Below are 25,828 nucleotides of genomic sequence, written 5' to 3'. Positions count from 1 at the left end.
GTCGCGGTCCAGGAGACGGGACTTATGTTCGAACTGGTAGATAGCGCACCCTCCAGCAGTGCAGTCATCAAGGTCATCGGTGTCGGGGGTGGTGGCGGCAATGCCGTCAACCACATGGTCGAGAGCAACATCGAGGGCGTCGAGTTCATCTGCGCCAATACCGATGCTCAGGCGCTCAAGCGAGTCGCCGCCAAGACCGTGCTCCAGCTCGGCAGCGAGATCACCAAGGGGCTAGGCGCCGGCGCCAACCCCGACGTCGGCCGTCAGGCCGCCATGGAGGACCGGGAGCGCATCGCCGAACTGCTCGGTGGGGCCGACATGGTCTTCATCACCGCCGGCATGGGGGGTGGGACCGGCACCGGGGGCGCGCCCGTGGTCGCCCAGGTGGCCAAGGAACTGGGCATCCTCACCGTTGCCGTGGTGACGCGCCCCTTCCCGTTCGAGGGTCCCAAGCGCATGCGTGCCGCCGAGGAGGGCATGAAGGAGCTCTCCGAGCATGTCGACTCCCTGATCACCATTCCCAACGAGAAGCTGCTCTCGGTGCTGGGCAAGAGCGCGACGCTGCTGACCGCCTTCAGCGCGGCCAACGACGTGCTGCTTGGCGCCGTGCAGGGGATCGCCGAGCTGATCACCAGCCCCGGCATCATCAACGTCGACTTCGCCGACGTGCGCACCGTGATGTCCGAGATGGGCATGGCGATGATGGGCACCGGCGGCGCCACCGGCGAGAACCGCGCCCGTGAGGCCGCCGAGAAGGCGATCCGCAGCCCGCTCCTCGAGGATATCGACCTCCACGGTGCCCGCGGCATCCTGGTCAACATCACCGCCGGCCCGGATCTCTCCATCGGCGAGTTCAACGACGTGGGCGCCACCGTCCAGGAGTTCGCCTCCCAGGACGCGACCATCGTGGTCGGTACCTCCATCGACATGGACATGACCGACGAGCTTCGCGTCACCGTGGTGGCCGCTGGTCTCGACGGTCGTCAGGCCCAGAAGCCGGCCGCCCGCGAGGCCTCCTCGCGGCGGACCGAAGCCAGCGGCTATCGCCAGCGTCCCCCGGCGGCCGCCAGCCGTGGCCAGGCCGCGACGGCCTCCAAGCCGGAGCCCCAGGAGGCGCCGCGCCCCCAGGCGCAACCGGAGAAGCGTCCCTCTCAGGAGCTCGATGACTATCTCGATATTCCCGCCTTTCTGCGCCGCCAGGCCGATTGAGGCGGTCTATCGCGGGAATAGCGGGCGCCGGGTGATCTTTCTTTGTTGAAACGGCCGTTCGGTGTTATAGTGAACGGTGTTTGATAACCAATGACTGCCTGGCGACCGCCCATGATCAGACAACGAACCCTGAAGAATGTCATCCGCGCCACCGGCGTCGGCCTGCACTCCGGCAAGAAGGTCTACCTGACGCTTCGTCCGGCACCGGTCGACACCGGCATCGTCTTCGTGCGCACTGACCTCGAGCCTGAGGTGCAGATCCCGGCGCGCGCCGAGCACGTCACCGACACCACGCTCTGCACCGCGCTCTCCGCGGGCGGGGCCAAGGTCGCGACCGTCGAGCACCTGATGTCGGCCTTCGCCGGTCTCGGCATCGACAACGCCTACGTCGACGTCAGCGCGCCCGAGGTGCCGATCATGGACGGCAGCGCGGGCCCCTTCGTGTTCCTGATCCAGTCGGCGGGCATCGCCGAGCAGAACGCCGCCAAGAAGTTCATCCGCATCAAGCGCGAGATCGTGGTGCGTGAGGACGACAAGGAGGCCATCTTCCTGCCCCATCAGGGCTTCAAGGTCTCCTTTGCCATCGACTTCGATCACCCGGTGTTCGAGGGGCAGTCGCAGACCGCGATGGTGGATTTCTCCACCACCTCCTTCGTGAAGGAGGTGTCCCGGGCGCGGACCTTCGGCTTCATGCGTGACCTGGAGTACCTGCGCGCCAACAACCTGGCGCTGGGTGGCAGCCTCGACAATGCCATCGTGGTCGACGACTACCGGATCGTGAACGAGGGCGGGTTGCGTTACGACGACGAGTTCGTCAAGCACAAGGTCCTCGACGCCATCGGCGACCTCTACCAGCTGGGCTATAGCCTGATCGGCGAGTTCCGCGGCGTGAAGTCGGGCCATGCCCTGAACAACCAGCTGTGCCGTGCCCTGCTGGCTCAGCCGGAGGCCTGGGAGCTGGTCACCTTCGAGGGTGAGGCCGAGAAGGCGCCGATCTCCTACGCGGCGCCCGCCATGGCCTGAGGTCGCGCCCCTCACCGAGCAGTCATTGAAACGCCGCCATCCTCCCCGGATGGCGGCGTCTTCGTATGCGGCTTGCTGGTGCGCCGCTCAGGGTTTTTCGGCGTGGGCGGCCAGCCGCTCCAGGGCGCGCTTGAGGCCGGGGTCGTCGACGTCGGCAGCGCAGCTCGTGATCTCGTCGGCCGCCTTCTCCGGCAGGTGGCGGGCCTGGCGCAAGGGTGGGCGGGTCGGGCGCACGGGGCGCACCTTGAGGGTGAAGCCGGTGACCGCCTCGAACCCCGGCAGCTGGTGCAGCAGGCCGAGCAGTCGCGGCTGCTCGTAGCGCAGCCGGGTCAGCCAGACGGCGCGGTCGGTGATCAGCGCGATCTTGCCCTGATGGAAGCCGCCGACGAAGAGATGCTCGCGCATCTCCTCGGGCAGGTGATCGCGAAGATGGGCCTGGGCGCGCTCGACCAGGGTGGCCATGCGCATCAAGGCGCCCAGCTCGCCGCGACCTTCGAGCAGGCGGGACATGGGCTGTGCTCGGAACCGCTTAACCTTTATACTCATCTGCTTGATTCTCGGGGTCGAAGCCCTGACGTTAGCCGTCGGCCGCCATCATCCAGGCGGACCTTGAACAGCCAGAGCCTAGCACGCACCGGAGGCCCTCGACAGCATGCCCGCCGCCATCACCGACAACTGCGCCGGCCCCCAGGGCTCGCGGCGCATGCGCCGCGCGACGCGTTGGTGGCTGGCCGGTCTGCTGGTGGGTTGCCTGTTGCCGGCGGGTCTCGCCCAGCTGGAATCCCTGCGTCCCGTCGAGCGGGCCGCCCAGGTCAGCATGCTGGTGCCCGTGCTGCTGCGCGTGCGCTCCCGCCTCCAGGCACGCCGGCGCGCCCTGGGGCGCTGGGTCCGTCGCCGGATGGGCTGGCCGCTGGCGACGAGACGGATCTTTCCGCGTCCTTCGCCCCCCAGTGTTCCGGTGGCCGCCCACGACGTCCTGTCGCGTCGTGGCCCTCCCGCCCTCGGCTGAATTGCCGCCCCGGAGAGATCGCGGGCCGCTGCCCGCGATGCGACATCATACGCAGCCACTGGATCCTTCATGATCAATAACCTGTTACGCAAGGTCGTCGGCTCGAAGAACGACCGCGACGTCAAGCGCATGAACCGCCAGGTCACGGACGTGACCGCCCTGGAAGCCGACCACGAGGCCCTCGATGAGGCCGCCCTCAAGGGCCGTACCGACCATTTCCGCGAGCGCCTCGAGGGGGGGGAGTCCCTCGATGCGCTGCTCCCGGAGGCCTTCGCCACGGTGCGCGAGGCCAGCCGCCGGGTCATGGGTATGCGCCACTTCGATGTGCAGATGGTCGGCGGCCTGACCCTGCACCGGGGCCGCATCGCCGAGATGAAGACCGGCGAGGGCAAGACCCTGGTGGCGACCCTGGCCGTCTACCTGAATGCGCTGCCGGGCAAGGGCGTGCACGTGGTCACGGTCAACGACTACTTGGCCCGCCGCGATGCCGAGTGGATGCGCCCGCTCTATGAATATCTCGGCCTGTCGGTGGGCGTCATCTACGCCGGCCAGACGCCCGAGGAGAAGCGCCACGCCTACGGCTGTGACATCACCTACGGCACCAACAACGAGTTCGGTTTCGACTATCTGCGCGACAACATGGCCTTCTCGCTGGAGGAGAAGGTGCAGCGCGACCTGCACTTCGCCATCATCGACGAGGTCGACTCGATCCTCATCGACGAGGCGCGCACGCCGCTAATCATCTCCGGCGCGGTGGACGAGAACACCGAGCTCTACCAGGTGGTCGACCGGCTGGCCCACCACCTCGAGCAGTGCAGCGACGAGGAGGACCCCGAGAGCGGCGACTTCACCCTCGACGAGAAGCAGAAGCAGGTGGAGCTGACCGAGGGCGGTCACCACAAGGTCGAGGCGCTGATGCGTGAGCAGGGCCTGCTCGGCGAGACCGACTCCCTCTACGCGGCCCAGAACCTCAACCTGCTGCAGCACATGCACTCGGCGCTGCGCGCCCGCCACCTCTATCACCGCGACGTCGACTACATCGTCAAGGATGGCCAGGTGGTGATCGTCGACGAGCACACCGGTCGCAGCATGCCGGGTCGGCGCTGGTCCGAGGGCCTGCACCAGGCGGTGGAGGCCAAGGAGGGCGTGACGGTCCAGCGCGAGAGCCAGACCCTGGCCTCGACCACCTTCCAGAACTACTTCCGCCTCTACGAGAAGCTCTCGGGCATGACCGGCACCGCCGACACCGAGGCCTTCGAGTTCCGCCAGATCTACGGCCTGGACGTGGTGGTCATTCCCACTAACCGGCCGCTGGTCCGCCAGGACCTCAATGACCTGGTCTACCTGACCGCCGAGGAGAAGTTCGAGGCGATCATCGAGGATGTCCAGACCCAGACCGCGGCCGGTCGACCGGTGCTGGTCGGTACCGCCTCCATCGAGACCAGCGAGTACCTGGCCGAGCTGATGAAGCGCGCCGGCATGGCCTTCAACGTCCTCAACGCCAAGCAGCACCAGAGCGAGGCGCAGATCATCGCCCAGGCCGGCCGCCCCGGCGCCGTGACCATCGCCACCAACATGGCCGGCCGCGGTACCGACATCGTGCTCGGCGGTAACTGGGAGGCCGAGGCCGCCACCCTGGAGAATCCCTCCGAGTCGGAGCTCGAGCATCTCAAGGCGGAGTGGCAGGCGCGTCACGACGCGGTGCTTGAGGCCGGTGGCCTGCACGTGGTCGGCTCCGAGCGTCACGAATCCCGGCGCATCGACAACCAGCTGCGTGGTCGCGCTGGCCGCCAGGGCGATCCGGGCTCGACGCGCTTCTTCCTCTCGCTGGAAGACAACCTGATGCGGCTCTTCGGCTCCGACCGGGTCCAGCGGCTGATGCAGGCGCTGGGGCTGGAGCGGGGCGAGGCGATCGAGCACAAGATGGTCTCCAACGCCGTCGAGCGGGCCCAGAAGAAGGTCGAGGGCCGCAACTTCGATATCCGCAAGCAGCTGCTCGAGTACGATGACGTGGCCAACGATCAGCGTCGCGTGATCTACGAGCAGCGCAATGAGATCCTCGCCGCCGAGGACATCTCCGACAACGTCGCCGGCATCCGCGAGGAGGTGCTGGATCTCGCCATCAGCGATTTCGTGCCGCCCCAGAGCCTGCCCGAGCAGTGGGACCTGGCCGGCCTCCAAGATCACCTGAAGAGCGAGTTCAACCTCGAGGCGCCGGTCGTCGAATGGGCCGAGCAGGACGATCGCTTCCACGAGGAGCAGCTGCGCGAGCGGCTCCAGGCGATGCATCGCGAGGCCTACGAGGCCAAGGTCGCCGAGGCCGGCGAGACCCTGATGCGCCGCTTCGAGAAGCAGGCGATGCTCCAGGTGCTCGACACCCGCTGGAAGGAGCACCTGCAGTCCATGGATCACCTGCGTCGTGGGATCCACCTGCGCGGCTATGCCCAGAAGAACCCCAAGCAGGAGTACAAGCGCGAATCCTTCGAGCTGTTCCAGCACCTGCTGACCAACATCAAGGCCGACGTGACACGCATCCTGAGCCACGTTCAGGTGCGTCGTCCCGAGGAGGTCGAGGAACTCGAGCGCCAGCGTCGCGAGGCGCTGGAGCGCGAGAAGGCGACGGCGGCGAGCCGCCATGACGAGCCTGCCCTGGCCGGCGACGCGCGTGACGAGGCGCCGGCTGCGCCGGCACCGGGCGCCGACGGTCGCCCGCTGCGCCGCGAGGGCCCCAAGGTGGGGCGCAACGATCCCTGCCCCTGCGGGTCGGGCAAGAAGTTCAAGCAGTGCTGCGGCAAGCTGAGCTGATGGGCTGAGGCGATCGGCCGGGCACGCCCCGGCCGCTATAGGAGACGAGACGATGGCAGTGGGCGAGACACGTTTTCCCGAGATGCCGGTGATCGAGGGGCTGCGGCTGGGCACCGCCATGGCCGGCATCAAGAAGCCCGATCGCCGCGACCTGGTGGTGATCGAGGTCCCCGAGGGGGCCCGAGTGGCGGGAGCCTTCACCCGCAACGCCTTCTGTGCGGCGCCGGTGACGGTGGCCCGTGAGCACCTCGCGGACGGCGAGGGGGCGCGCTACCTGGTGATCAACACCGGCAACGCCAACGCCGGCACCGGCGCGACGGGGCTCCGGGATGCCCGGGCCACCTGCGCCGAACTGGCGCGGCTGGCCGGGGTGGAAGAGACGAGCGTGCTGCCGTTCTCCACCGGGGTGATCGGCGAGCCGCTGCCCATGGAGCGGCTGCTGGCGGGCCTGCCCGGCGCGGTGCAGACCCTCGACGCCGGGTCAGACGCCTGGCGCGCGGCGGGCGAGGGCATCCTCACCACCGATACCCGGGCTAAGGGCGCCAGCGTCACCCTGTCGCTTGGCGACGCGACGGTGACCATCAACGGCATCGCCAAGGGCTCGGGCATGATCCGCCCCGACATGGCCACCATGCTCGCCTTCGTGGCCACCGACGCCGCCATCGAGCAGTCGCTGCTCGACCGGCTGCTGCGCGAGGCGGTGGAGCGCTCCTTCAACTGCATCACCGTGGACAGCGACACCTCGACCAACGACGCCTGCCTGCTGATCGCCACCGGGCGTGGCGCGGCGGTGGCCGATGGCGAGGCGCTCGAGCGCTTTCGCGAGGGGCTCCTCCGGGTGATGACCGAGCTCGCCCAGGCGGTGATCCGCGACGGCGAAGGCGCGACCAAGTTTGTCACCCTGCGGGTCGAGGAGGCGCGCAGCCGTCGCGAGGCGCTGGACGTGGCCTTCACCGTGGCCCACTCGCCGCTGGTCAAGACGGCCCTCTACGCCTCCGATGCCAACTGGGGGCGCATCCTCGCCGCGGTGGGGCGGGCCCCCGTCGAGGCGTTCGACGTCGACCGCGTCACCATCGATCTGGGCGAGGTTCGCCTGGTCGAGAACGGCGGTCGTGCGCCCGGCTATGCCGAGGCGGCCGGCAGCGCGGTGATGGCCCGCGAGGAGATCGAGATCCGCATCGCCCTGGGGCGCGGGGAGCAGCACGCCACGGTCTGGACCTCGGACCTGTCCCACGACTATGTGAGCATCAACGCCGACTATCGTAGCTGACCGAACCCTTCGGTCGGCAGTCAGACAGAAATCCCCCGCGGCCCACGGCCGCGCGGAACAGCGGGTAGGAGTCAATGAACGCAATGGTGAAGAGAAGGGTGCACGTGGCGGCGGCCGCCATCATCAGTGCCGACGGCCGCGAGGTGCTGCTGGCCCGTCGTCCCTCCAACGTCGATCATGGCGGCCTCTGGGAGTTTCCCGGCGGCAAGCTGGCCCCCTACGAGACCGGCCTGGAAGCGCTCAAGCGTGAGCTCCACGAAGAGCTGGGCGTGGAGATCCGGCGCGCTCAGCCGCTGATTCGCATCCACCATGAGTATTCCGACAAGCACATCCTGCTGGACGTCTGGCAGGTGCACGACTTCGCCGGCGAGCCGTTCGGTCGCGAGGGACAGGCCGTGCGCTGGGTGCCGATGAGCGAGCTGGTGAACTATCCCTTCCCGGCGGCCAACCTGCCGATCCTGCGGGCGGTGATGCTGCCGACGGAGTACCTGATCACCGGCGAGGAGGCCGACGAGTCGCGCTTCCAGGAGTGCCTGGTGCGCGCCCTCGACGAGGATGGGGTGCGCCTGGTGCAGCTGCGCGCCAAGTCGCTGGGTGAGGCGGACTACCTGAAGCGCGCCGAGCAGGCCCTCGAGCTCTGCCGGGCGCGGGGCGCACGGCTGGTGCTCAACGGCGAGCCGTCGCTGCTCGAGGCCGTGGACGCCGACGGCGTCCATCTGACCAGCGATCGGCTGATGAGCCTGGAGCGTCGCCCCGTGGCCGAGGCCAAATGGCTCTCCGCCTCGACCCATGATCGCCGGCAGCTGGACCATGCGCGGCGCATCGGCTGCGACTTCGTGACCTTGTCGCCGCTGCGCACCACGCCCTCGCATCCCGAGGTGCCCCCCATCGGCTGGCACGACTTCCAGCAGCTGGTGGAGCACGCCGGCATGCCGGTCTTCGCGCTGGGCGGCATGACCCGCTTCGACGCTCATCATGCCCGCGCCGTGGGCGCCCAGGGGATCGCCTCGATCCGCGACTTCTGGAAGTAGCTACCCGCACCGCACGACCAGCGCCAAGCGAACCGCAGAGCCCGAGGCCATGGCCTCGGGCTCTGCGGTTCTGGGCGTGACTCCATGCGGCTGGGCTGTCAGCTTGCGGTTCTGCGGAAGCGCGGCTAGTCCCGGTAGCGACGCACCAGGTCCCCGTAGGCATCGATGCGCCGGTCCCGGAGGTAGGGCCAGATGCGTCGCACCTCCTCGCTGCGCGTCATGTCCAGCGTTACCAGCATGCGCTCGGCCTCCTCGCCGGCATGGGCCAGCAGTTCGCCCTGGGGGCCGCAGATGAAGCTGCCGCCCCAGAAGTCGATGCCCGGCGTGGCCCCGGACGGGTCGGCCTCGTGGCCGACCCGGTTGGCGACGATCACCGGCAGGCCGTTGGCCACGCCGTGGCTGCGCTGGATCAGGGTCCAGGCCTCCTTCTGGCGCCGTTTCTCCGGCGTGTCGTCCGGCGGATGCCAGCCGATGGCGGTGGGGTAGAGCAGGAGTTCCGCGCCGGCGAGTGCCATCAGCCGCGCCGCCTCCGGGTACCACTGATCCCAGCAGACCAGCACGCCGAGCCGACCCAGCGAGGTATCGATCGGCGTGAAGCCCTGGTCGCGGCCCTCGTCCTGGTCGCCGGGGGTGAAGTAGAACTTCTCGTAGAAGCCCGGGTCGTCGGGGATGTGCATCTTGCGATAGTGGCCCACGCGGCCGCGATCGCGGTCATAGACCACCGCGGTATTGTGGTAGAGACCGGGCGCGCGGCGCTCGAACAGCGATCCCACCAGCACGATGTCGAGCTCTTCCGCCAGCGCCGCCAGCCGGGTGCCGGTCGGCCCGTCGAGGGGCTCGGCCAGGTCGAAGACGTCGGTGTCCTCGGTCTGGCAGAAGTAGTGGGTGGCGTGAAGCTCCTGGAGCATCACCAGCTGGGCGCCGGCGCTTGCCAGCTCGCGGATGCCGGCCTCGCTCTCGTCGAGGCTCCTGGCCTTGTCGGGCCAGGCGGGCTGCTGGACCAGGCCGACCTTCAGATGACGGGACATGATGAACTCTCCACGTTAGGTGTTTCTCGAGGCTGATCCGGTGACAGCTTTCCGAGGGGCGCTGTGAATACCTCCCTGTACGCTACCAGCGCCTGCGACGCTCTCGCATCCTGCTCCGCTTGCAGGTCCGGTGCTGACCATCCCTGGTCAGCCCGTTCGGAGCAATGCTCCTCACCCCTGGCGTAGGACCCCTCTACAACCTGTCCCCGGCGCCTCTTGTTTCAAGCGTTGGCAGCCGCCTGGGTCCCCAGGCTGCCGCGGGGCAGCTGCATGGTCAGGCAGTGCAGGCTGCCGTGCTGGCGGATCACGCTCAGGCAGTCGATGGGAACGATCTCTCGGTCCGGGAAAGCCTCGGCCAGGGCGCTAAGCGCCCGGGTATCGGCGGCGTCGCCGTAGGTCGGGACCAGCACGGCACCGTTGATGATCAGGAAGTTGGCGTAGGTGGCGGGCAGGCGGTGGCCGTCCACCGGGTCGTGGCAGGCGCGCGGCCAGGGCAGGGCCACCAGCCGGTAGGGCTCGCCGTTCGTGCGGCGCAGAGCCTTGAGCTCGGCCTCCATGGCGTTGAGCGCCGGATAGTGGGGGTCGGTCGGGTCGTCGCAGCGCACGTAGGCCAGGGTGGCCGGGTCGCAGAAGCGCACCAGGGTATCGACATGGCTGTCGGTGTCGTCACCCTCCAGGTGGCCGCTGGTCAGCCACAGCACCCGCGTGATGCCGAGGTCCTGCTTGAGGCTCGCCTCCATGGCCGCCCGATCGAGCTCGGGATTGCGGTTGGGGTTGAGCAGGCACGCCTCGGTAGTCAGCAGGGTGCCCTCGCCGTCGGTCTCGATGGCGCCGCCCTCCAGCACCAGTTCGCTCGAGGTGACGGGGCAGGCGAAGGCGCCGGCCTCTGCCAGACGCCGGGTCAGGGTGTTGTCCCGGGCGGCCGCGTACTTGCCACCCCAGCCGGTGAAGGTGTAGTCGAGCAGCCGCAGCGCGTCGCCCCCGGCCACGGCGAGTGGTCCGTGATCGCGCGCCCAGGTGTCATCGGCCGGGGCGACGATCAGCCGCAGGCGGGCGGGGTCGACGCCCAGGCAGTCGAACCGCCGGGCCAGGTGGGTGCGGGTGGCGGCGTCCGGCACGGCGATCAGCACGGCCTGATGGCGGGCGATGGCCACCACCATGGCCTCCAGGGTCGCCTCGATACGCTCGAGCAGAGGCGCCCAGTCGCTGTCGGCAGCGGGCCAGGTGAGTTGCACGGCATCCTGGGGATGCCATTCGGGGAGCATGCGATGGGCCATGGGGCGAGTCTCGTGCGGGTCGTGACGGCGCAATGTAGGCCGCCGTCGTCAATGATGCAATGATCACGCAAGCGGTCGATGGCGGCGATGCAGGCGCGGGCAAAAAACCGTACCATGGGCGCCCGCTGACAAGGAACGTTCTCATGCTCGACCGTCTCCCCTTTCTGATCGGGTTGCGCTACGTGCGGGCCAAGCGTCGCAACCATTTCATCTCCTTCATCTCGTTGACCTCCATGCTGGGCCTCATGCTCGGGGTCGCGGTGCTCATCCTGGTGCTCTCCGTCATGAACGGCTTCGACCATGAGCTGCGCACCCGGGTGCTCGGCATGGTGCCGCATACCAAGATCGAGTCGCCGGGCGGTCTCACTGGCTGGCAGTCCCTGGCCGAGCGCCTCGTCGAGCGCGAGCGGGTGATCGGCGCCGCCCCCTACGTGGAGCAGCAGGGCATGTTCTCGGTGGGCGGTCGCAACGAGGGTGCCATGGTCAACGGCATCGACCCCGCCTGGGAGAGTCGCGTGTCGATCGTCGACGAGAACATGCGCGAGGGCAGCCTCGACGACCTGGAGGCGGGTGAGTGGAACGTCGTGCTGGGCTCGATCCTGGCTCGCCGCCTGGGCGTGGGTGTGGGGGATCGCGTCACCCTGCTGGTGCCCGAGGCCTCGATCACCCCGGCTGGGGTGTTCCCCCGGCTCAAGCGCTTCACGGTGAGCGGCATCTTCAGCGTCGGCGCCGACCTGGACGCGGCCCTGGCCTATGCCCATATCGAGGACATGCAGACCCTGGCGCGCCTGGGCGACGCCGTGGGCGGCCTGCGCCTGGAGCTCGATGACCTGTTTGCCGCCGGCAGCGAGACCCGCGCCATCATCAACGAGCTCGGCGCCGGCTACCGGGGGCTCGACTGGACCTACTCCCACGGCAACCTCTTCCAGGCGATCCAGATGGAGAAGCGCATGATCGCGCTGCTGCTGACGGTGATCATCGCCGTGGCGGCCTTCAACATCGTCTCCACCCTGGTGATGGTGGTCACCGACAAGCGGGCCGATATCGCCATCCTGCGCACCATCGGCGCCACCCCGCGCTCGATCATGGGCATCTTCATCGTCCAGGGGCTGGCGATCGGCGTGATCGGCATCCTGGTCGGGGTCACCCTGGGTGTGCTGCTGGCGCTCACCGTGTCGGACCTGATCGGCTGGGTGGAGAGCACCCTGGGCATCCACTTCCTCGATGCCGGCGTCTACTTCATCAGCGATCTGCCGTCGCGCCTGATCTGGTCCGATGTGCGCAACATCGTCTCCGCGGCCTTCATCCTGACCTTCCTGTCGACCCTCTATCCGGCCTGGCGGGCCGCCCGGGTCCAGCCTGCCGAGGTACTGCGCTATGAGTGATGCGACCCTGACGCCACGCCCCGATGCGGCCAGCCGAGCGGGACGGGTGATGCTCGAGTGTCGCGACCTGACCCGGGTCTATCGCGAGGGGCCGCGGGACTTGACCGTGCTGGACGGCCTGGAGATGCAGGTGCAGGCCGGTGAGCGGGTCGCCGTGGTCGGCAGCTCAGGCTCCGGCAAGACCACGCTCCTGAACCTGCTGGGCGGGCTGGATCAGCCCAGTCGCGGCGAGGTGTGCATCGCCGGCGAGTCGCTGCTGGCGCTCAACGATGCCGACCTGGGGCGCTTTCGCAACCGCCATATCGGCTTCGTCTACCAGTTTCACCACCTGCTGGCGGAGTTCACGGCGCTCGAGAACGCGGCCCTGCCGCTGATCGTGCGCGGCCAGCGCAAGCGCCACGCCGAGGAGCGCGCCCGGGAGTTGCTGACCCGCGTCGGCATGGCCGATCGGGCCGATCACAAGCCGGGTGAGCTCTCCGGGGGCGAGCGCCAGCGGGTGGCCATCGCCCGGGCACTGGTCACCGACCCCAGCCTGATGCTGATGGACGAGCCCACCGGTAACCTCGACCAGACCACCGCGGGCAGCATCCTCTCGCTGATGGATGAGCTGGCGGCCAGCGCGGCCTGTGCCTTCGTGATCGTCACCCATGATCCGGGGCTCGCCGCCCACCAGGATCGGGTGCTCAAGCTCGACGGCGGGCGCCTGGTCGAGGAGCCTCCCCACGCCTGAACGCGCTCGGTGGCGCGATGCAGCAGCGGCCGGCGCCTTGGCGCCGGCCGCCTGCGTTGCACGTCACGATTCCTGGGGGGCCTCTCGCGAGCGGCGGCGTCGGCGCGTGCGCTGACGCCAGCTGCGTGACACCTGCCAGCGCCAGATCAGGCGGATCGCCAGGTTGGCCAGGGCGGCGGTGACCACCGCCGCGACCAGCGACCCGAGCGCCAGTGCCGGCAGGATCTCCACGAGCTGCTCGGCGATCCACTGGGTGGAGATGCGATCCGGGGCCGGGCGTACCGGCGTGTCCAAGAGCCAGGCGCCCAGGCGATAGTTGCCGAAGAAGATCAGCGGCATGGTCAGCGGATTGGTGATCCACACCAGGCCGATCGACAGCGGGAGGTTGCAGCGCGCCAGCCAGGCGCCCATGGCGGCCACCAGCATCTGGAAGGGGATCGGCAGCAGGGCGCTGAACAGCCCCACGGAGAAGGCGTTGGCCACGCTGCGCCGGGTCAGCACCCACAGCGACGGATTGCCGATCAGATGGCCGACCATACGTAGGGAACGCCGACGCCGGAGGGCGTCGGGATGGGGCAGGTAGCGCTGCAGGAGTCTGCGCGGCATGAAGACGAGCTCGCGGCGTCGAAACCCGAGCTATTATCCATAGAAGTCACCTGCCTCGCCATGATGCGTCTCGCCGACGCGACGGAGGGCGAGGGTCCGCCCGCCGTTCAGGGATGACATCATGTCGCTTGGTCTGGCCATTCCCCTGGCGCTCGCCGTTCTGGTTGGCGTGCTGGGAGGGCATCTTGCCCTGCCGGGAAGCGCCGAGCTGCTCGCCCTCGCCCTCCTAATGGCCCTGGCAGGGCGCCGCCCGCGATTCGCGCTGGGGCTGGTGATCTTGGCCGTGGTCGCCGCGCAGCTGCTCACGGTGCGCGGCGGTGAGCTCCCCGCCGGCCTGACCCGCCAGGACCTGCACCTCGAGGGGCGCCTCGCCTCGGTGCGTCGCGACGCGAATCTCGCCCGGGTGGTCATGGCGGTAGACGAATGCCGTGCGCTGTCGAGCGGCGTCCCGGCCTGTGACGACCTCACGCGGGTGCGTCTCTCCTTCTTCGAGGCCCCCGACCTGGTGACGGGCGAGCGCTGGGCGCTGACGGTGCGCCTGCGCCCGCCGTCCGGCTTCGCCAATCCCGATACCTTCGACTTCGGCGCCTGGCTGAGGCGGGAGGGCATCCAGGCCAGCGGCTACGTACGTCGCGACCCGCCACCGGTCAGGCTAGCCGAGGCCGGACTCTCGCTGCGCCGCCAGGCGCTCGAGCACCTCGACGCCCAGGCGCCGTCGGGTCGCCAGGCGCGCTGGCTGGCGGCGCTGACCCTGGGGGCCAGCGAGCGACTGGAGCGGGCCGACTGGGAGCTGCTCAACGCCAGCGGTACCACCCATCTCGTAGTGATCTCCGGCCTCCACGTCGGGCTGGTGGCGACCTTCGCCCTGTGGCTCGCGCGCGGCGTGGCCCGGCTGGTGACCCCCGCGGCCTGGCGCCTGGTGGTGTGGCCCTGGTGGGTCGCCGCCGCCTCGGCGGTGGGGTACGCCGTGTTGGCCGGCCTGGAGCCGCCCGCGCTGCGCGCCATGATCATGGCCCTGGTGGGGCTCTGGGTGGCCAGTGGGCGACACGCGCCCGGCCCCTGGCAGGCCTGGTGGCTGGCGCTGGGCCTGGTGCTGTCGGTCGACCCGCTCTCGGCCTGGCGCCCCGGTCTCTGGCTGTCGTTCGCCGCCGTGGCGATGCTGATCCTGATCTGGCAGGGCAGACCCCGCCCGCGGGGACTGCGAGGATGGCTGTGGGCGTTGGTGCGCACCCAGCTGTTGCTGGCGCCGCTGATGGGGGCCGCCGTGCTGCTGGCCTTCGAGCGGCTCGCCCCGGCGGCGCCGCTGCTCAACCTGATCGCCGTGCCGCTGGTCAGCGCGGTGCTGGTGCCCCTGGGACTGCTCGGCTGGCTCACCGCCTGGCTGCCACCGCTCTCGGCACTCTGCTGGGATCTCTTCGCCCTGCTGGTGGAGGCCCTGGCCGCGCTGCTCGAACTGGTGGTCGCCCGGCTGCCACTGTGGCAGCCGGCGACGTCGTGGGTGGTGCCGCTCGGCCTCGCGCTGGGCCTGGCCGGCCTCTCGTGGGCGTTGCCGGGCCTCACGATGCGGCTGCGCCTGGCGGCCACGCTGGCGCTGATGCTGGTGCCGCTGGGACTGCCTGCCCCGTCGCCGGTGCTCGCCGAGGGGCAGCTGCGGGTCCGGGTGCATGACGTGGGCCAGGGCCAGCTGATCGAGCTGCGCACCGCCGGCTATCGCGCCCTCTATGACACCGGGCCGCGCTTCGCCTCGGGCTTCATGCCGCTGGCCGCGCTGTGGCCGCCGGGCCAGCGCTTCGATGACCTCATCGTCAGCCACGCCGACCGGGACCATGCCGGTGGCCTGCCGGCGCTGCTCGATGCGCATCGTGTGGGGCGCGTCCTTTCGCCCCCTGGCGAGGCCCTGGGCCTGCCGGCCAGGCCGTGCACGGCGGGGCGCCGCTGGCAGCGCGACGGCGTCGGCTTTCGCATCCTCTGGCCGCCTCGCGAGACCGCCGGGCTCTCCGCCAACGATCGCTCCTGCGTCCTGCTGGTCAGCGCGGGGGCCCAGCGGCTGCTGATCACCGGAGACGTCGGTCGCGAGACCGAGCGACGCTTTCTCGACGAGGTGGCGCCGGGGATCACGCTGCTGGTGGCGGGCCACCACGGCAGCGCCACCAGTTCCGGGCTTCAGCTGGTGCGGCGCCTGGCCCCGCGCCACGTCATCTTCAGCGCGGCGCGCCACAACGCCTTCGGCCATCCGGCGGATCGCGTCGTGCGCCGCTTCCGCGCGGTGGGCAGCTGTCTCTGGAGCACCGCCCAGGACGGCGCCGTGACTCTCTGGCTCGGCGACTCGGCACGCCCGGAACTCATCGCCGAGCGGCCGGCCGCCGGGTGGCGCGGCGGTGTCGGAGGCGGCTGCCTTGCGTTAGAATCGCGCCACTGATGCCGGCCCGCGGGCCGGCCCTACCCGGGGAGAGTGCCATGGACATGATGGATGCCCTGATCGCCGGCGGCTGGTTGATGGTGCCGCTGCTGGGCTGTTCGCTGCTGGCCTCGGTGATCATCATCGAGCGCCTGTGGACCCTGCGCGCGCGCCGCATCGCCCCCCGCGGGCTCGGCCAGGAGGTCTGCCAGCTGGTGGCGCGCGGGCAGGTCAACCTCTACTGGCTGGAGGCGCACTCGCCGCTGGGCGGCGTGCTCGCCGCCGGACTGCGCAACGCCCGGCTCGGTCACGAGCAGGTGCGCGCCCGGCTGCAGGAGGCGGCGACCGCGGTGATCCACGACATGGAGCGCTTCCTGAGCCCGCTGGGTACCATCGCCGCGATCACGCCGCTGATCGGCCTGCTGGGCACCGTGGTGGGCATGATCGAGGTGTTCGCGGTGATCGTCAGCGGCGACGGGGCGAGTCGCACCGCGGATCTCGCCGGCGGCATCTCCCGCGCCTTGGTGACCACCGCCGCGGGCCTCACCGTGGCGATTCCCGCGCTGATGTTCCACCGCTACTTCCAGCGCCGGGTCGAGGACATCACCGTGCGCATGGAGGAGCAGGCCGGCCAGGTGGTCGAGTACCTGGCCCACTATCCGGGCGAGCTGGTGCTGGCCGAACGCCACGCCGACGAGGCGCACCCGGCGTCGCGCGGCGACGAGCGTCGCGAGGCGGACGGGCGCATCGCGCCGCGGGTGAAGCCGTCGTGAGATTTCCCCGGCGACGACGCGACCCGGTGGAGGTCAACCTCACGCCGCTGATCGACGTGGTCTTCCTGCTGCTGATCTTCTTCATGGTCTCGACCACCTTCGAGACCCGACAGGCGCTGGAGCTCGAGCTGCCCGAGAGCGCGAGCGGCCAGCCGATGGAGGCCGCGCCGGTGACGCTGGTGGTCACGGCGGCGGGCGAGTATCGCCTGGGCGAGCGGGTCCATACGGCCGGGACCCTGGGCGATGCCCTGGCGGCAGAGGCCGAACAGGCCCGGGAACACGGCCTCGTGGTCGAGGCCGACGGGCGGGCCGCCCATGCCGACGTGGTACGCGTGCTGGACCGGGCCGCCGGTCTCGAGATCCGGCACGTGCGCATCGCCACCGAGGCCGTTGCAACCCCTCAAGCGGAGACACCGTGATCGAACATTCCGGCTGGACCCTCTACAAGCGCCTGCTGGCCTATGTGAAGCCCCACTGGCGCGCCTTCGCCCTGGCGATCCTCGGCTATGTGATCTACGCCGCCTCGAGCACGGCGCTGGCCGAGATGATGAAGCGACTGATCGACGGCATCCAGAACCCGGACGCGGACTTCCGGCTGTTCCTGCCGCTATTCGTGGTGGGCATGTTCGCGGCGCGGGGCCTCGGCACCTTCCTCGGCACCTACTTCATGAGCAGCGTGGCCAGAAACCTGGTCCATGCGCTGCGCTGCGACGTCTTCAACCACATGCTGCACCTGCCGGGGCGCTTCTTCGACGCCCACTCCTCGGGGCACCTGATCTCCCGGGTCACCTACCACGTCGAGCAGGTCACCGGGGCCGCCACCAAGGCGGTCACCATCCTGCTGCGCGAGGGGCTCTTCGTGATCGGCCTGGTGCTCTACCTGCTGTGGACCAACTGGATGCTGACCCTGCTGTTCCTGGCCGTGACCCCGCTGATCGGCGGCGTGGTCAGCTATGCCAGCAAGCGCTTCCGTCGCATCTCCCGGCGCATCCAGCGCTCCATGGGCGAGGTCACCCACGTCGCCGCGGAGGCGCTGTCCGGCTACCGGGTGGTACGCACCCACGGGGCCGAGGGCTTCGAGAAGGCCCGCTTCGCCCAGGCCAGCGAGATCAATCGTCGCCAGAGCATGAAGGAGGCGCTGACCAAGGCCACCAGTACGCCGGTGATCCAGCTGCTGGTGGCGCTGTCGCTGGCGGTGCTGGTGTGGCTCGCCATGTCACCGGCGCTGATGGCGGACATGACCCCCGGGGAGTTCGTCGCCTTCATCACCGCGGCCGCCCTGATGGCCAAACCGGTGCGCCAGCTCACCGAGATCAACGCCACCATTCAGAAGGGTATCGCCGCCGCCGGCGAGCTCTTCGGGTTGCTCGAGGAGCCCCCCGAGCGCGACACCGGGACCTATGATCCCGGTCGACTGGAGGGACGGGTCCGCTTCGAGGGGGTGCGCTTCGCCTACGGCGACGACCAGCCCGAGGTGCTCAAGGGCATCGATCTGGAGGTCGAACCCGGCGAGATGGTCGCCATCGTCGGCCGCTCCGGCAGCGGCAAGTCGACCCTCGTCGGCCTACTGCCGCGCTTCTACCGCCCCACGGCGGGTCGGCTGTTGATCGATGGGGTGGAGCAGGGCGAGTACCGCCTGGCGCCGCTGCGCCGTCAGATCGCCCTGGTCTCCCAGCAGGTCACCCTGTTCAACGCGAGCATCGCCGACAACATCGCCTACGGCGTGACGGACGCCGATCCCGCCGCCATCGAGGCCGCCGCCCGCGCGGCCCATGCCCACGAGTTCATCGAACGCATGCCGGACGGCTACGACAGCGTGGTGGGGGAAAACGGCGTGATGCTCTCCGGCGGCCAGCGCCAGCGCCTGGCCATCGCCCGGGCGATCTTCAAGGACGCCCCGCTGCTGGTGCTCGACGAGGCGACCTCGGCGCTGGATACCGAATCCGAGCGCTACATCCAGGCGGCCCTGGAGGAAGTGTGTCGCGGCCGGACGACCTTCGTCATCGCCCACCGCCTCTCGACCATCGAGCGGGCCGACCGCATCCTGGTCATGGAGCAGGGCGAGATCATCGAGCAGGGCTCCCACGACGAGCTGATGGCGCGCGACGGCGCCTACGCGGCGCTGCACCGGCTGCAGTTCCAGGAGTCCGGGCCGGCATGAGCGGCCTCGGCGAGCGCTGGCTGACGGCGGCCTATCGCGGCGACGCCTGGCTGTGTGCCCTGCGGCCGCTGGAAGCGCTCTACCGCCTGGCCGTGCGCCGCCGCGCCGCGGCCTATGCGTTGGGCCGCAAGCCGGTGTGGCAGGCACCGGTGCCGGTGATCGTGGTCGGCAACGTGACCCTGGGCGGCACCGGCAAGTCGCCGCTGGTCGCCTGGCTGGCGCGCCACCTGGCCGAGCGGGGCTGGTCGCCGGGCATCCTCTCCCGGGGCTATGGCGGTCACAGCGAACGCTATCCGCTGCTGCTCGACGCACACACGCCGGTCACCGCCTGCGGCGATGAGCCGCGCATGCTGGCCGACCAGACGGGCCTGCCGGTGGTGGTGGATCCGGATCGGCCGCGAGGGGCGAGGCGCCTGCTCGAGGCGGGCTGCGATATCCTGATCAGTGACGACGGCCTGCAGCACCTGGCGCTGAGGCGTGACCTGGAGCTGGTGGTGGTGGACGGGCGGCGCGGCCTCGGCAACGGTCGCTGCCTGCCGGCGGGTCCGCTACGCGAGCCGCCCTCGCGGCTCGACCAGGTGGATGCGGTGGTGATCAACGGCACACCGGCCTTCGACCCTCCTTCCGGGGCTCACAGCATGGTCCTGGAACCCGCCGCCTGGCGCCGCCTGGGCGATGGACGGCGCTTCCCGCTCTCGCCCTTGCCCTTCGAGGGGGAGGTGCACGCTATCGCCGGCATCGGCCATCCGCCGCGTTTCTTCGCGACCCTGGCAGCGCTCTGTGTCGAGGCGACGCCGCATGCCTTCGCGGATCACCACCGCTACACGGCCGAGGACCTGGCCTTCGGCGACGATCGGCCGCTGGTGATGACCGCCAAGGACGCGGTGAAGTGCCGGGGCCTGGCGCCCGACGAAAGCTGGGTCCTCGAGGTGGAGGCGAGCCCCGATGCCGCCTTCCGTGCCTGGCTGGCGCAACGGCTGGACACCCTGTCATCATCTTATCCGACGCCGGGCGAGGCCCGGGCGGCGAACTGAATCACCACGAGGGGGAGTCATGGACAAGGAACTGCTGGCAATGCTGATCTGCCCGCTGTGCAAGGGCAAGCTTACCTACAACCGCGAGGCCCTCGAGCTCGAGTGCCGCTTCGAGGGCCTCGCCTACCCGATCCGCGACGGCATTCCGGTGATGCTGCCGGAAGAGGCGCGGGCCATGAGCGTCGACGAGACGCTGCACGATTCGCCGGGACGCGCGGGAGAAGCGTGATGAGCGGTGACGACGCCTTCATCGCGGTGATCCCCGCGCGTCACGCCTCGTCGCGCCTGCCTGGCAAGCCGCTGGCCGAGATCGCCGGCGAGCCCATGGTGGCGCACGTCTGGCGGCGCGCCGGCGAGAGTCGCGCCGCGCGGGTGGTGGTGGCCACCGACGATGAGCGCATCCGCGACGTCCTCGAGCCCCTCGGCGCCGAAGTGGTGATGACGCGCGACGATCACCCCTCCGGGACCGACCGCCTGGCGGAGGTGGCCGAGCACCTTGGGCTCGCCGACGACGCGGTGCTGGTCAACGTGCAGGGCGATGAGCCGCTGATTCCGCCGGTACTGATCGACCAGGTCGCCGCCAGGCTGTTCGACGATCCCGAGGCCTCCATCGCCACCCTCGCCGAGCCGATCAGTGACGTCGAGACGCTCTTCAATCCCAATGCGGTGAAGGTGGTGCGCGCGCTCTCCGGGCGGGCGCTCTACTTCTCCCGGGCGCCCATCCCCTGGGATCGGGACGCCTTCGCCCGGCGTCCCGAGCTGCTCGAGACCGACGCCTGGCTGCGCCACATCGGGCTCTACGCCTATCGGGCGGGCTTTCTCGCCGACTATCGCGACTGGCCACCGTCGCCGCTCGAGCGGCTCGAGCAGCTCGAGCAGCTGCGCGCCCTGCACCATGGTCACGCCATCCAGGTCGCCCTGGCCCGGGTGCCGCACCCGGCCGGCGTCGATACCGAGGCGGACCTGGCGCGGGTGCGCGAACTGCTTTCTGGCCAAGACCGTTCGGGAGGTGCCTGATGCGCGTGCTCTTCGTCTGCCTGGGTAATATTTGCCGCTCGCCCACCGCGGAAGGGGTCTTCCGCGCCCATCTCGAGCAGGCCGGCCTGGCCTCGCGGGTCGAGGTCGACTCCTGCGGCATCGGCGCCTGGCACGTCGGCAAGGCACCGGATGAGCGCGCCCGGGAGGCGGCCCTGCGACGCGGGGTCGACCTCTCCGAACTCCGGGCGCGGCAACTCGCCGCCGACGACTTCGAGCGCTTCGACTACGTGCTCGCCATGGACCATGACAACCTCGCCGCCATCGAGGCGCGGCGCCCCGCATCGAGCGAGGCGGTCGTCGGCCTGTTCCTCGCCTACGCCGGCTGGCCCGAGCGCGCGGTGCCCGATCCCTACTTCGGGGACGAGGGCGGCTTCGAGACGGTGCTGGATCTGGTCGAGGCGGCCTCCCGGGGGCTCGTGACCGAGATCGCCTCGCGCCTGGAGGCCAAGCCTTGAGCCTGGCGGTCCACGCCGATCACCCCCTGACCGGGGCCAACACCCTCGGGCTGCCCTGCGTCGCCGAGCGTCATGCGGCGCCGGGGACCCTGGCCGAACTGCGCGAGGCGCTGGCCCTGGCAAGGCGGCACGACTGGCCGCTGACGGTACTCGGCGGCGGCAGCAACCTGATTCTGCCCGAGCGGCTGCCGGGACTGGTGATCCAGCCGGCCATGGCGCAGTGGTGGCTCGAGGAGCAGGATGACGGCGCGCTCGTGCATGCCGAGGCGGCGGTGGAGTGGCACGCGCTGGTGATGGCCCTGGCACAGCGTGGGCTCTGGGGCGCCGAGAACCTGGCGCTGATTCCCGGCCACTGCGGGGCGGCGCCGATCCAGAACATCGGCGCCTACGGGGTCGAGCTGAGCGACCTGCTCGAGGCGGTGCACCTGGTGCATCTCGACGACGGCCGCGAGGCGGTGCTGTCGGCGGCCGACTGCGCCTTCGGTTACCGGGACAGCATCTTCAAGGGCGCGCTGGCGGAGCGGGTGGTGATCACACGACTGGTGCTGCGCGTGTCGCACACGCCGCGTCCCCGGCTTGGCTATGGCGACCTGGCGAGCCGGCTCGACGCCGCGCCGACGGCGCTGGCGGTGGCCGAGGCGGTCTGCGCGATCCGCCGCGAGAAGCTCCCCGACCCGGCGACGCTCTGTAACGCCGGCAGCTTCTTCAAGAACCCGCTGATCGATGGCGAGCGCGCCCGCCGACTGCTGGCCGAGCATCCCGCCATGCCGCACTTTCCTCAGCCCGACGGACGCGTCAAGCTGGCGGCCGGCTGGCTGATCGATCGCTGCGGGCTGAAGGGGTGGCGCCAGGGCCACTTCGGCGTGCATGACCGCCAGGCCCTGGTGCTAGTGCACTTCGGAGGCGGCAGCGCCGACGAGCTGCTCGGCTTCGCCGGCGAGGTGGCCGCCCGAGTGGAGGAGCGCTTCGGCGTGAGCCTCGAGCGCGAGCCTCGCTGGGCCGGCGCCCGGGGGCAGTAGGCGAACGCCATCGGGAGGGCACCCGGATACGGCGCCCCTGAACGACAACGCCCGCAGCCATGGCTGCGGGCGTTGTCGTTGGGGCAGGGTGGGGGTGATCAGCCCTGCTTGCCCTCCTGGGCCTTGGCCTCCTGCTCGCGGCGACGGATCTCGCGCGGATCGTTATGCGCGCGACGCCCCCGGCGACGAGAGGCCTTGGCGGCAGGCTGAGACTCGTCTTTCGCCTCGGCCTTGGCCGGCTTCTCGGCCTTGGACTCGGTAGCCTTCGGCGCGGCCGGCTTCGGCTCGGGCTTCTCTTCAGCCTTTTCCTCAACCTTCGCATCAGCCTTGGCCTCGGTGGGCTTCGGCGCGGCCTTGGCGTCGGTCGGCTGTTGCTCGGCCTTGGCCTCGGCGGCTTTCGGCGCGGCCGGCTTCGGCTCGGGCTTCTCTTCAGCCTTTTCCTCAACCTTCGCGTCAGCCTTGGCGTCGGCGGGCTGCTGCTCCGGCTTGGTTCCAGCAGGCTTCTGCTCGGCCTTGGCGTCGGTGGGCTTCTGCTCGGCCTTGGTCTCGGCGGGCTTCTGCTCGGCCTTGGCTTCAGCAGGCTTCTGCTCGGCCTGGGCCTCGGCAGGCTGCTGCTCCGGCTTGGCTTCAGCAGGCTTCTGCTCGGCCTTGGCCTCGGCGGGCTGCTGCTCCGGCTTGGTTCCAGCAGGCTTCTGCTCGGCCTTGGCGTCGGTGGGCTTCTGCTCGGCCTTGGTCTCGGCGGGCTTCGGCTCGGCCTTGGCTTCAGCAGGCTTCTGCTCGGCCTTGGCCTCGGCAGGCTTCTGCTCGGCCTGGGCTTCGGCAGGCTTCTGCTCGGCCTTGGCCTCGGCAGGCTTCTGCTCGGCCTGGGCGTCGGCGGGCTGCTGCTCCGGCTTGGCCTCAGCAGGCTTCTGCTCGGCCTTGGCCTCGGTCGGCTTCTGCTCGGCCTTGGCCTCGGTCGGCTTCTGCTCGGCCTTGGTCTCGGCGGGCTGCTGCTCCGGCTTGGCTTCAGCAGGCTTCTGCTCGGCCTGGGCGTCGGCAGGCTGCTGCTCCGGCTTGGCTTCAGCAGGCTTCGGCGCGGCCGGCTTCGGCTCGGCCTTGGCCTCGGCAGACTTCTGCTCCGGCTTGGCCGGCTGTTCGGCCTTGGCGTCGCTCGCTACCGGCTCGGCCTTGGGCGCCTCGGCGGCTTCCGCCTGCAGGCGCTGCTGCTCGGCTTCGGCCTTGGGGTTGATGGCATGCTTGCGCGTGCGGTTGCGCGGATTGTTGCGGGTCCGCTTCGGCTTGCCATCATCGACCGGTTCGCTGGCCGCTGGCTTGTCGGCGCGTTTCTCGCTCGGCTTGTCGGCGACCTTCTCGGACGGCTTGTCGCTCGGCTTCTGGCGGCGCGCGTCTTCGCGGGGCTTCTCCTCGCGGGACTTGTCGTCACGCGGCTTGTCATCACGACCCTTGGGCGCTTCCTGCTGGTTCGCTGCGGAGCGATTGTCGTCCTGGCGGCCACGTCCGCGGCCGCCACGGTTGCCGCGACCCTCGGTGCCGGTGGCCTTGCCCTCATCGCGCCCGCCTTCCTGGCGAGCATTGCCGCGACGCTCGTCATTGCGCTGACGACGCTGGCGACCGCCACGGCTGCCGCGATCCTCGTCACGCGGGGCGGGCTTGCGTGCCGTCTGGTCGCTGGCGGTGGATGACTCGCTGCGGCGAGTGGCGGGCGTCTTCTCCTGCTCGGCGGGTGTGTCCTCACCGCCGAGCAGCTTGGCCAGCCCCTTGACCAGGCGACCGAGGACGCCGCCCTCGGGCTCGGCGGCCGGCCGCGCGCTCGGCGCCTTGGCGGCGGACGGTGCCTTGGCACTGGCGGCCTTGGGAGCACTGGGCTTGCTGGCCGCGGGCGCCTTGGCGGCCGGCGCCGGCGCCTGTTCCTCCTCCTTCTGCAGGGAGGCGGGCGCCGGCTCGTGATGGATCACCGTCTTAACGGCGGCCTCGGCGCGCTGGACCGGCTTGCCGAAGGCTGCCTCGGGCTCCTTGCCCACTTCGCTCTCGGTGGAGAGCTCGAAGCTGGAGAGGTTGGCGGTGCCTTCCTCGTCGACATGGTCGTCGCGCAGGCGCTGGACGTCGTAGTGGGGCGTGTCCATGTCGGGATTGGGCAGCATCACCACGCGCACGTCCTGGCGGCGCTCGATCTCGGCCAGCACGCTGCGCTTCTCGTTGAGCAGGTAGGTGGCGACCGGCACCGGCAGGATCGCGCGGATCTGGGCACTGCGCTCCTTCATGGCCTCTTCCTCGATGAGGCGCATGATGGAGAGCGAGATGGAGCGCACGTCGCGGATGGTGCCCTGGCCGTCACAGCGCGGGCAGACCACGCCGCTGGTCTCGCCGAGCGACGGGCGCAGGCGCTGACGCGACATCTCCATCAGGCCGAAGCGCGAGATGCGGCCGATCTGCACCCGGGCGCGATCGAGCTTCAGCGCGTCGCGGGTGCGATTCTCGACCTCGCGCTGGTTGCGCGCCGGGCTCATGTCGATGAAGTCGATGACCACCAGGCCGCCGATGTCGCGCAGGCGCAGCTGGCGGGCGATCTCGTCGGCCGCCTCGAGGTTGGTCTGCAGGGCCGTCTCCTCGATGTCGCTGCCGCGGGTGGCGCGCGCCGAGTTGATGTCGATGGAGACCAGCGCCTCGGTGTGGTCGATGACGATGGAGCCGCCGGAGGGCAGCTTGACCTCACGCTCGTAGGCGGTCTCGATCTGCGACTCGATCTGGAAGCGCGAGAAGAGCGGGACCTCGTCGACGTAGAGCTTGATCTTCTGCTGGTAGGAGGGCATCACCTGGCGGATGAAGGCCAGTGCCTCCTGGTGGATCGCCTCGCTGTCGATCAGCACCTCGCCGATGTCCTGGCGCAGGTAGTCGCGCATGGCGCGGATGATGACGTTGGACTCGCGGTAGATCAGGAAGGGCGCGGCGCGCTTGCCGGCCTCTTCGGTGATCGACTCCCACACCTGGACCAGGTAGTCGAGGTCCCACTGCAGCTCCTCGGGGGAGCGGCCGATGCCGGCGGTGCGCACGATCAGGCCCATCTTGTCGGGCACGGTCAGCTGGCCCATGGCCTCCTTGAGCTGGCTGCGCTCCTCGCCCTCGATGCGACGCGAGATGCCGCCGGCCCGGGGGTTGTTGGGCATCAGCACCAGGAAGCGGCCGGCCAGGCTGATGAAGGTGGTCAGCGCCGCGCCCTTGTTGCCGCGCTCCTCCTTGTCCACCTGGACGATCACTTCCTGACCTTCCTTGAGCACTTCCTTGATGCTGGGGCGGCCGGACGGCTCCTTCAGGAAGTAGTCGCGGGAGACCTCCTTGAGGGGCAGGAAGCCGTGGCGGTCGGCACCGAAGTCGACGAAGGCGGCTTCGAGGGAGGGTTCGACGCGGGTGATCTTGCCGCGGTAGATGTTGGCTTTCTTCTGTTCCCGGGCACCGGACTCGATGTCCAGGTCGTAGAGGCGTTGTCCATCGACCAGCGCGACGCGCAGCTCTTCCGGCTGGGTCGCATTGATGAGCATCCGTTTCATGTCGTCTCACAAATATGGACGTGCCGGATGAC

At 69.9% G+C, this 25,828-nt stretch carries 22 protein-coding genes; 17 read left to right on the top strand and 5 right to left on the bottom strand.

Annotation, left to right across the window (positions count from 1 at the left end):
• The first annotated feature begins 24 nt into the window (after positions 1 to 24).
• Together ftsZ and lpxC are read left to right on the top strand one after the other, a co-directional pair.
• Entirely contained in the window at positions 25 to 1,209 is a 1,185-nt protein-coding gene (gene ftsZ / locus ACGTNG_RS13205; RefSeq protein WP_394796995.1) for a cell division protein FtsZ, read from the top strand.
• A 111-nt stretch (positions 1,210 to 1,320) separates the two neighbouring features.
• Entirely contained in the window at positions 1,321 to 2,232 is a 912-nt protein-coding gene (gene lpxC / locus ACGTNG_RS13200) for a UDP-3-O-acyl-N-acetylglucosamine deacetylase (RefSeq protein ID WP_394796994.1), read from the top strand.
• Positions 2,233 to 2,319: 87 nt separating this feature from the next.
• Here the strand turns inward: lpxC and ACGTNG_RS13195 are convergent, their stop codons facing one another.
• On the bottom strand, positions 2,320 to 2,742 hold the full coding sequence (locus tag ACGTNG_RS13195) for a DUF721 domain-containing protein (RefSeq protein ID WP_394796993.1): 423 nt from the start codon (positions 2,740 to 2,742) through the stop codon (positions 2,320 to 2,322).
• Between the two features lie 142 nt (positions 2,743 to 2,884).
• On the opposite strand from ACGTNG_RS13195, the gene ACGTNG_RS13190 reads away from it, so the two are divergent.
• The 4 genes from ACGTNG_RS13190 (at position 2,885) to ACGTNG_RS13175 (ending at position 8,347) form a co-directional block, all read left to right on the top strand.
• A complete protein-coding gene (locus ACGTNG_RS13190) occupies positions 2,885 to 3,241 on the top strand; it encodes a hypothetical protein (protein WP_394796992.1) in 357 nt (118 codons plus the stop codon).
• A gap of 69 nt (positions 3,242 to 3,310) precedes the next feature.
• Complete coding sequence (secA, locus tag ACGTNG_RS13185; protein ID WP_394796991.1) at positions 3,311 to 6,046, top strand: preprotein translocase subunit SecA; 2,736 nt, start codon at positions 3,311 to 3,313, stop codon at positions 6,044 to 6,046.
• A gap of 52 nt (positions 6,047 to 6,098) precedes the next feature.
• On the top strand, positions 6,099 to 7,316 hold the full coding sequence (gene argJ, locus ACGTNG_RS13180) for a bifunctional glutamate N-acetyltransferase/amino-acid acetyltransferase ArgJ (protein ID WP_394796990.1): 1,218 nt from the start codon (positions 6,099 to 6,101) through the stop codon (positions 7,314 to 7,316).
• Between the two features lie 83 nt (positions 7,317 to 7,399).
• Positions 7,400 to 8,347 carry a Nudix family hydrolase gene (locus ACGTNG_RS13175; RefSeq protein ID WP_394796989.1) on the top strand — a complete coding sequence of 316 codons (948 nt, stop codon included), beginning with the start codon at positions 7,400 to 7,402 and terminating at the stop codon, positions 8,345 to 8,347.
• A 125-nt stretch (positions 8,348 to 8,472) separates the two neighbouring features.
• Here the strand turns inward: ACGTNG_RS13175 and ACGTNG_RS13170 are convergent, their stop codons facing one another.
• Positions 8,473 to 9,375 carry a carbon-nitrogen hydrolase gene (locus tag ACGTNG_RS13170; protein ID WP_394796988.1) on the bottom strand — a complete coding sequence of 301 codons (903 nt, stop codon included), beginning with the start codon at positions 9,373 to 9,375 and terminating at the stop codon, positions 8,473 to 8,475.
• 221 nt (positions 9,376 to 9,596) lie between these two features.
• Positions 9,597 to 10,652, bottom strand: a complete 1,056-nt coding sequence (locus tag ACGTNG_RS13165) for an agmatine deiminase family protein (RefSeq protein WP_394796987.1) — start codon at positions 10,650 to 10,652, stop codon at positions 9,597 to 9,599.
• Between the two features lie 143 nt (positions 10,653 to 10,795).
• Between ACGTNG_RS13165 and ACGTNG_RS13160 the strand changes: the two genes are divergently transcribed.
• Both ACGTNG_RS13160 and ACGTNG_RS13155 read left to right on the top strand, forming a co-directional pair.
• Complete coding sequence (locus ACGTNG_RS13160; protein WP_394796986.1) at positions 10,796 to 12,037, top strand: lipoprotein-releasing ABC transporter permease subunit; 1,242 nt, start codon at positions 10,796 to 10,798, stop codon at positions 12,035 to 12,037.
• A complete protein-coding gene (locus tag ACGTNG_RS13155) occupies positions 12,030 to 12,767 on the top strand; it encodes an ABC transporter ATP-binding protein (RefSeq protein ID WP_394577508.1) in 738 nt (245 codons plus the stop codon). Before ACGTNG_RS13160 ends, ACGTNG_RS13155 begins: the two co-directional genes overlap by 8 nt.
• A 63-nt stretch (positions 12,768 to 12,830) precedes the next feature.
• Here ACGTNG_RS13155 and ACGTNG_RS13150 read toward each other — a convergent pair whose 3' ends face one another.
• Positions 12,831 to 13,373: a DUF2062 domain-containing protein gene (locus ACGTNG_RS13150; protein ID WP_394577507.1), complete on the bottom strand. Its 543-nt coding sequence runs from the start codon at positions 13,371 to 13,373 to the stop codon at positions 12,831 to 12,833.
• 121 nt (positions 13,374 to 13,494) lie between these two features.
• Between ACGTNG_RS13150 and ACGTNG_RS13145 the strand changes: the two genes are divergently transcribed.
• Genes ACGTNG_RS13145 through murB form a run of 9 tightly spaced genes read left to right on the top strand, consistent with a single transcriptional unit; the run spans position 13,495 to position 22,251 of the window.
• Positions 13,495 to 15,792, top strand: a complete 2,298-nt coding sequence (locus ACGTNG_RS13145; RefSeq protein WP_394577506.1) for a DNA internalization-related competence protein ComEC/Rec2 — start codon at positions 13,495 to 13,497, stop codon at positions 15,790 to 15,792.
• 38 nt (positions 15,793 to 15,830) lie between these two features.
• On the top strand, positions 15,831 to 16,544 hold the full coding sequence (locus ACGTNG_RS13140) for a MotA/TolQ/ExbB proton channel family protein (protein ID WP_394577505.1): 714 nt from the start codon (positions 15,831 to 15,833) through the stop codon (positions 16,542 to 16,544).
• Entirely contained in the window at positions 16,541 to 16,963 is a 423-nt protein-coding gene (locus tag ACGTNG_RS13135) for an ExbD/TolR family protein (protein WP_138181572.1), read from the top strand. The genes ACGTNG_RS13140 and ACGTNG_RS13135 overlap by 4 nt, the downstream gene beginning before the upstream one ends.
• Positions 16,963 to 18,705 (top strand): lipid A export permease/ATP-binding protein MsbA, encoded by a 1,743-nt coding sequence (gene msbA, locus ACGTNG_RS13130; RefSeq protein WP_394797200.1) that lies wholly within the window; start codon positions 16,963 to 16,965, stop codon positions 18,703 to 18,705. Before ACGTNG_RS13135 ends, msbA begins: the two co-directional genes overlap by 1 nt.
• Entirely contained in the window at positions 18,702 to 19,739 is a 1,038-nt protein-coding gene (gene lpxK, locus ACGTNG_RS13125; RefSeq protein WP_394577504.1) for a tetraacyldisaccharide 4'-kinase, read from the top strand. The genes msbA and lpxK overlap by 4 nt, the downstream gene beginning before the upstream one ends.
• A 19-nt stretch (positions 19,740 to 19,758) precedes the next feature.
• Positions 19,759 to 19,968: a Trm112 family protein gene (locus ACGTNG_RS13120; RefSeq protein ID WP_394577503.1), complete on the top strand. Its 210-nt coding sequence runs from the start codon at positions 19,759 to 19,761 to the stop codon at positions 19,966 to 19,968.
• Complete coding sequence (gene kdsB / locus ACGTNG_RS13115; protein WP_394577502.1) at positions 19,968 to 20,756, top strand: 3-deoxy-manno-octulosonate cytidylyltransferase; 789 nt, start codon at positions 19,968 to 19,970, stop codon at positions 20,754 to 20,756. Before ACGTNG_RS13120 ends, kdsB begins: the two co-directional genes overlap by 1 nt.
• Positions 20,756 to 21,232, top strand: coding sequence for a low molecular weight protein-tyrosine-phosphatase (locus ACGTNG_RS13110; RefSeq protein WP_394577501.1), 477 nt, complete (start codon positions 20,756 to 20,758; stop codon positions 21,230 to 21,232). The genes kdsB and ACGTNG_RS13110 overlap by 1 nt, the downstream gene beginning before the upstream one ends.
• The gene (gene murB, locus ACGTNG_RS13105) at positions 21,229 to 22,251 is read left to right on the top strand and encodes a UDP-N-acetylmuramate dehydrogenase (RefSeq protein ID WP_394577500.1); all 1,023 of its coding nucleotides are present in this window, start codon (positions 21,229 to 21,231) and stop codon (positions 22,249 to 22,251) included. Before ACGTNG_RS13110 ends, murB begins: the two co-directional genes overlap by 4 nt.
• A gap of 98 nt (positions 22,252 to 22,349) precedes the next feature.
• On the opposite strand, the gene rne is transcribed toward murB, so the two are convergent.
• Entirely contained in the window at positions 22,350 to 25,796 is a 3,447-nt protein-coding gene (gene rne / locus ACGTNG_RS13100; protein ID WP_394577499.1) for a ribonuclease E, read from the bottom strand.
• Positions 25,797 to 25,828: the final 32 nt, after the last annotated feature.

Origin of the sequence: Halomonas sp. B23F22_3 (genome assembly GCF_043496965.1) — a bacterium.
Classification (GTDB): domain Bacteria; phylum Pseudomonadota; class Gammaproteobacteria; order Pseudomonadales; family Halomonadaceae; genus Halomonas.
Note: the sequence above shows the minus strand (reverse complement) of the source record. Positions and strands in the feature narration are given on the sequence as shown.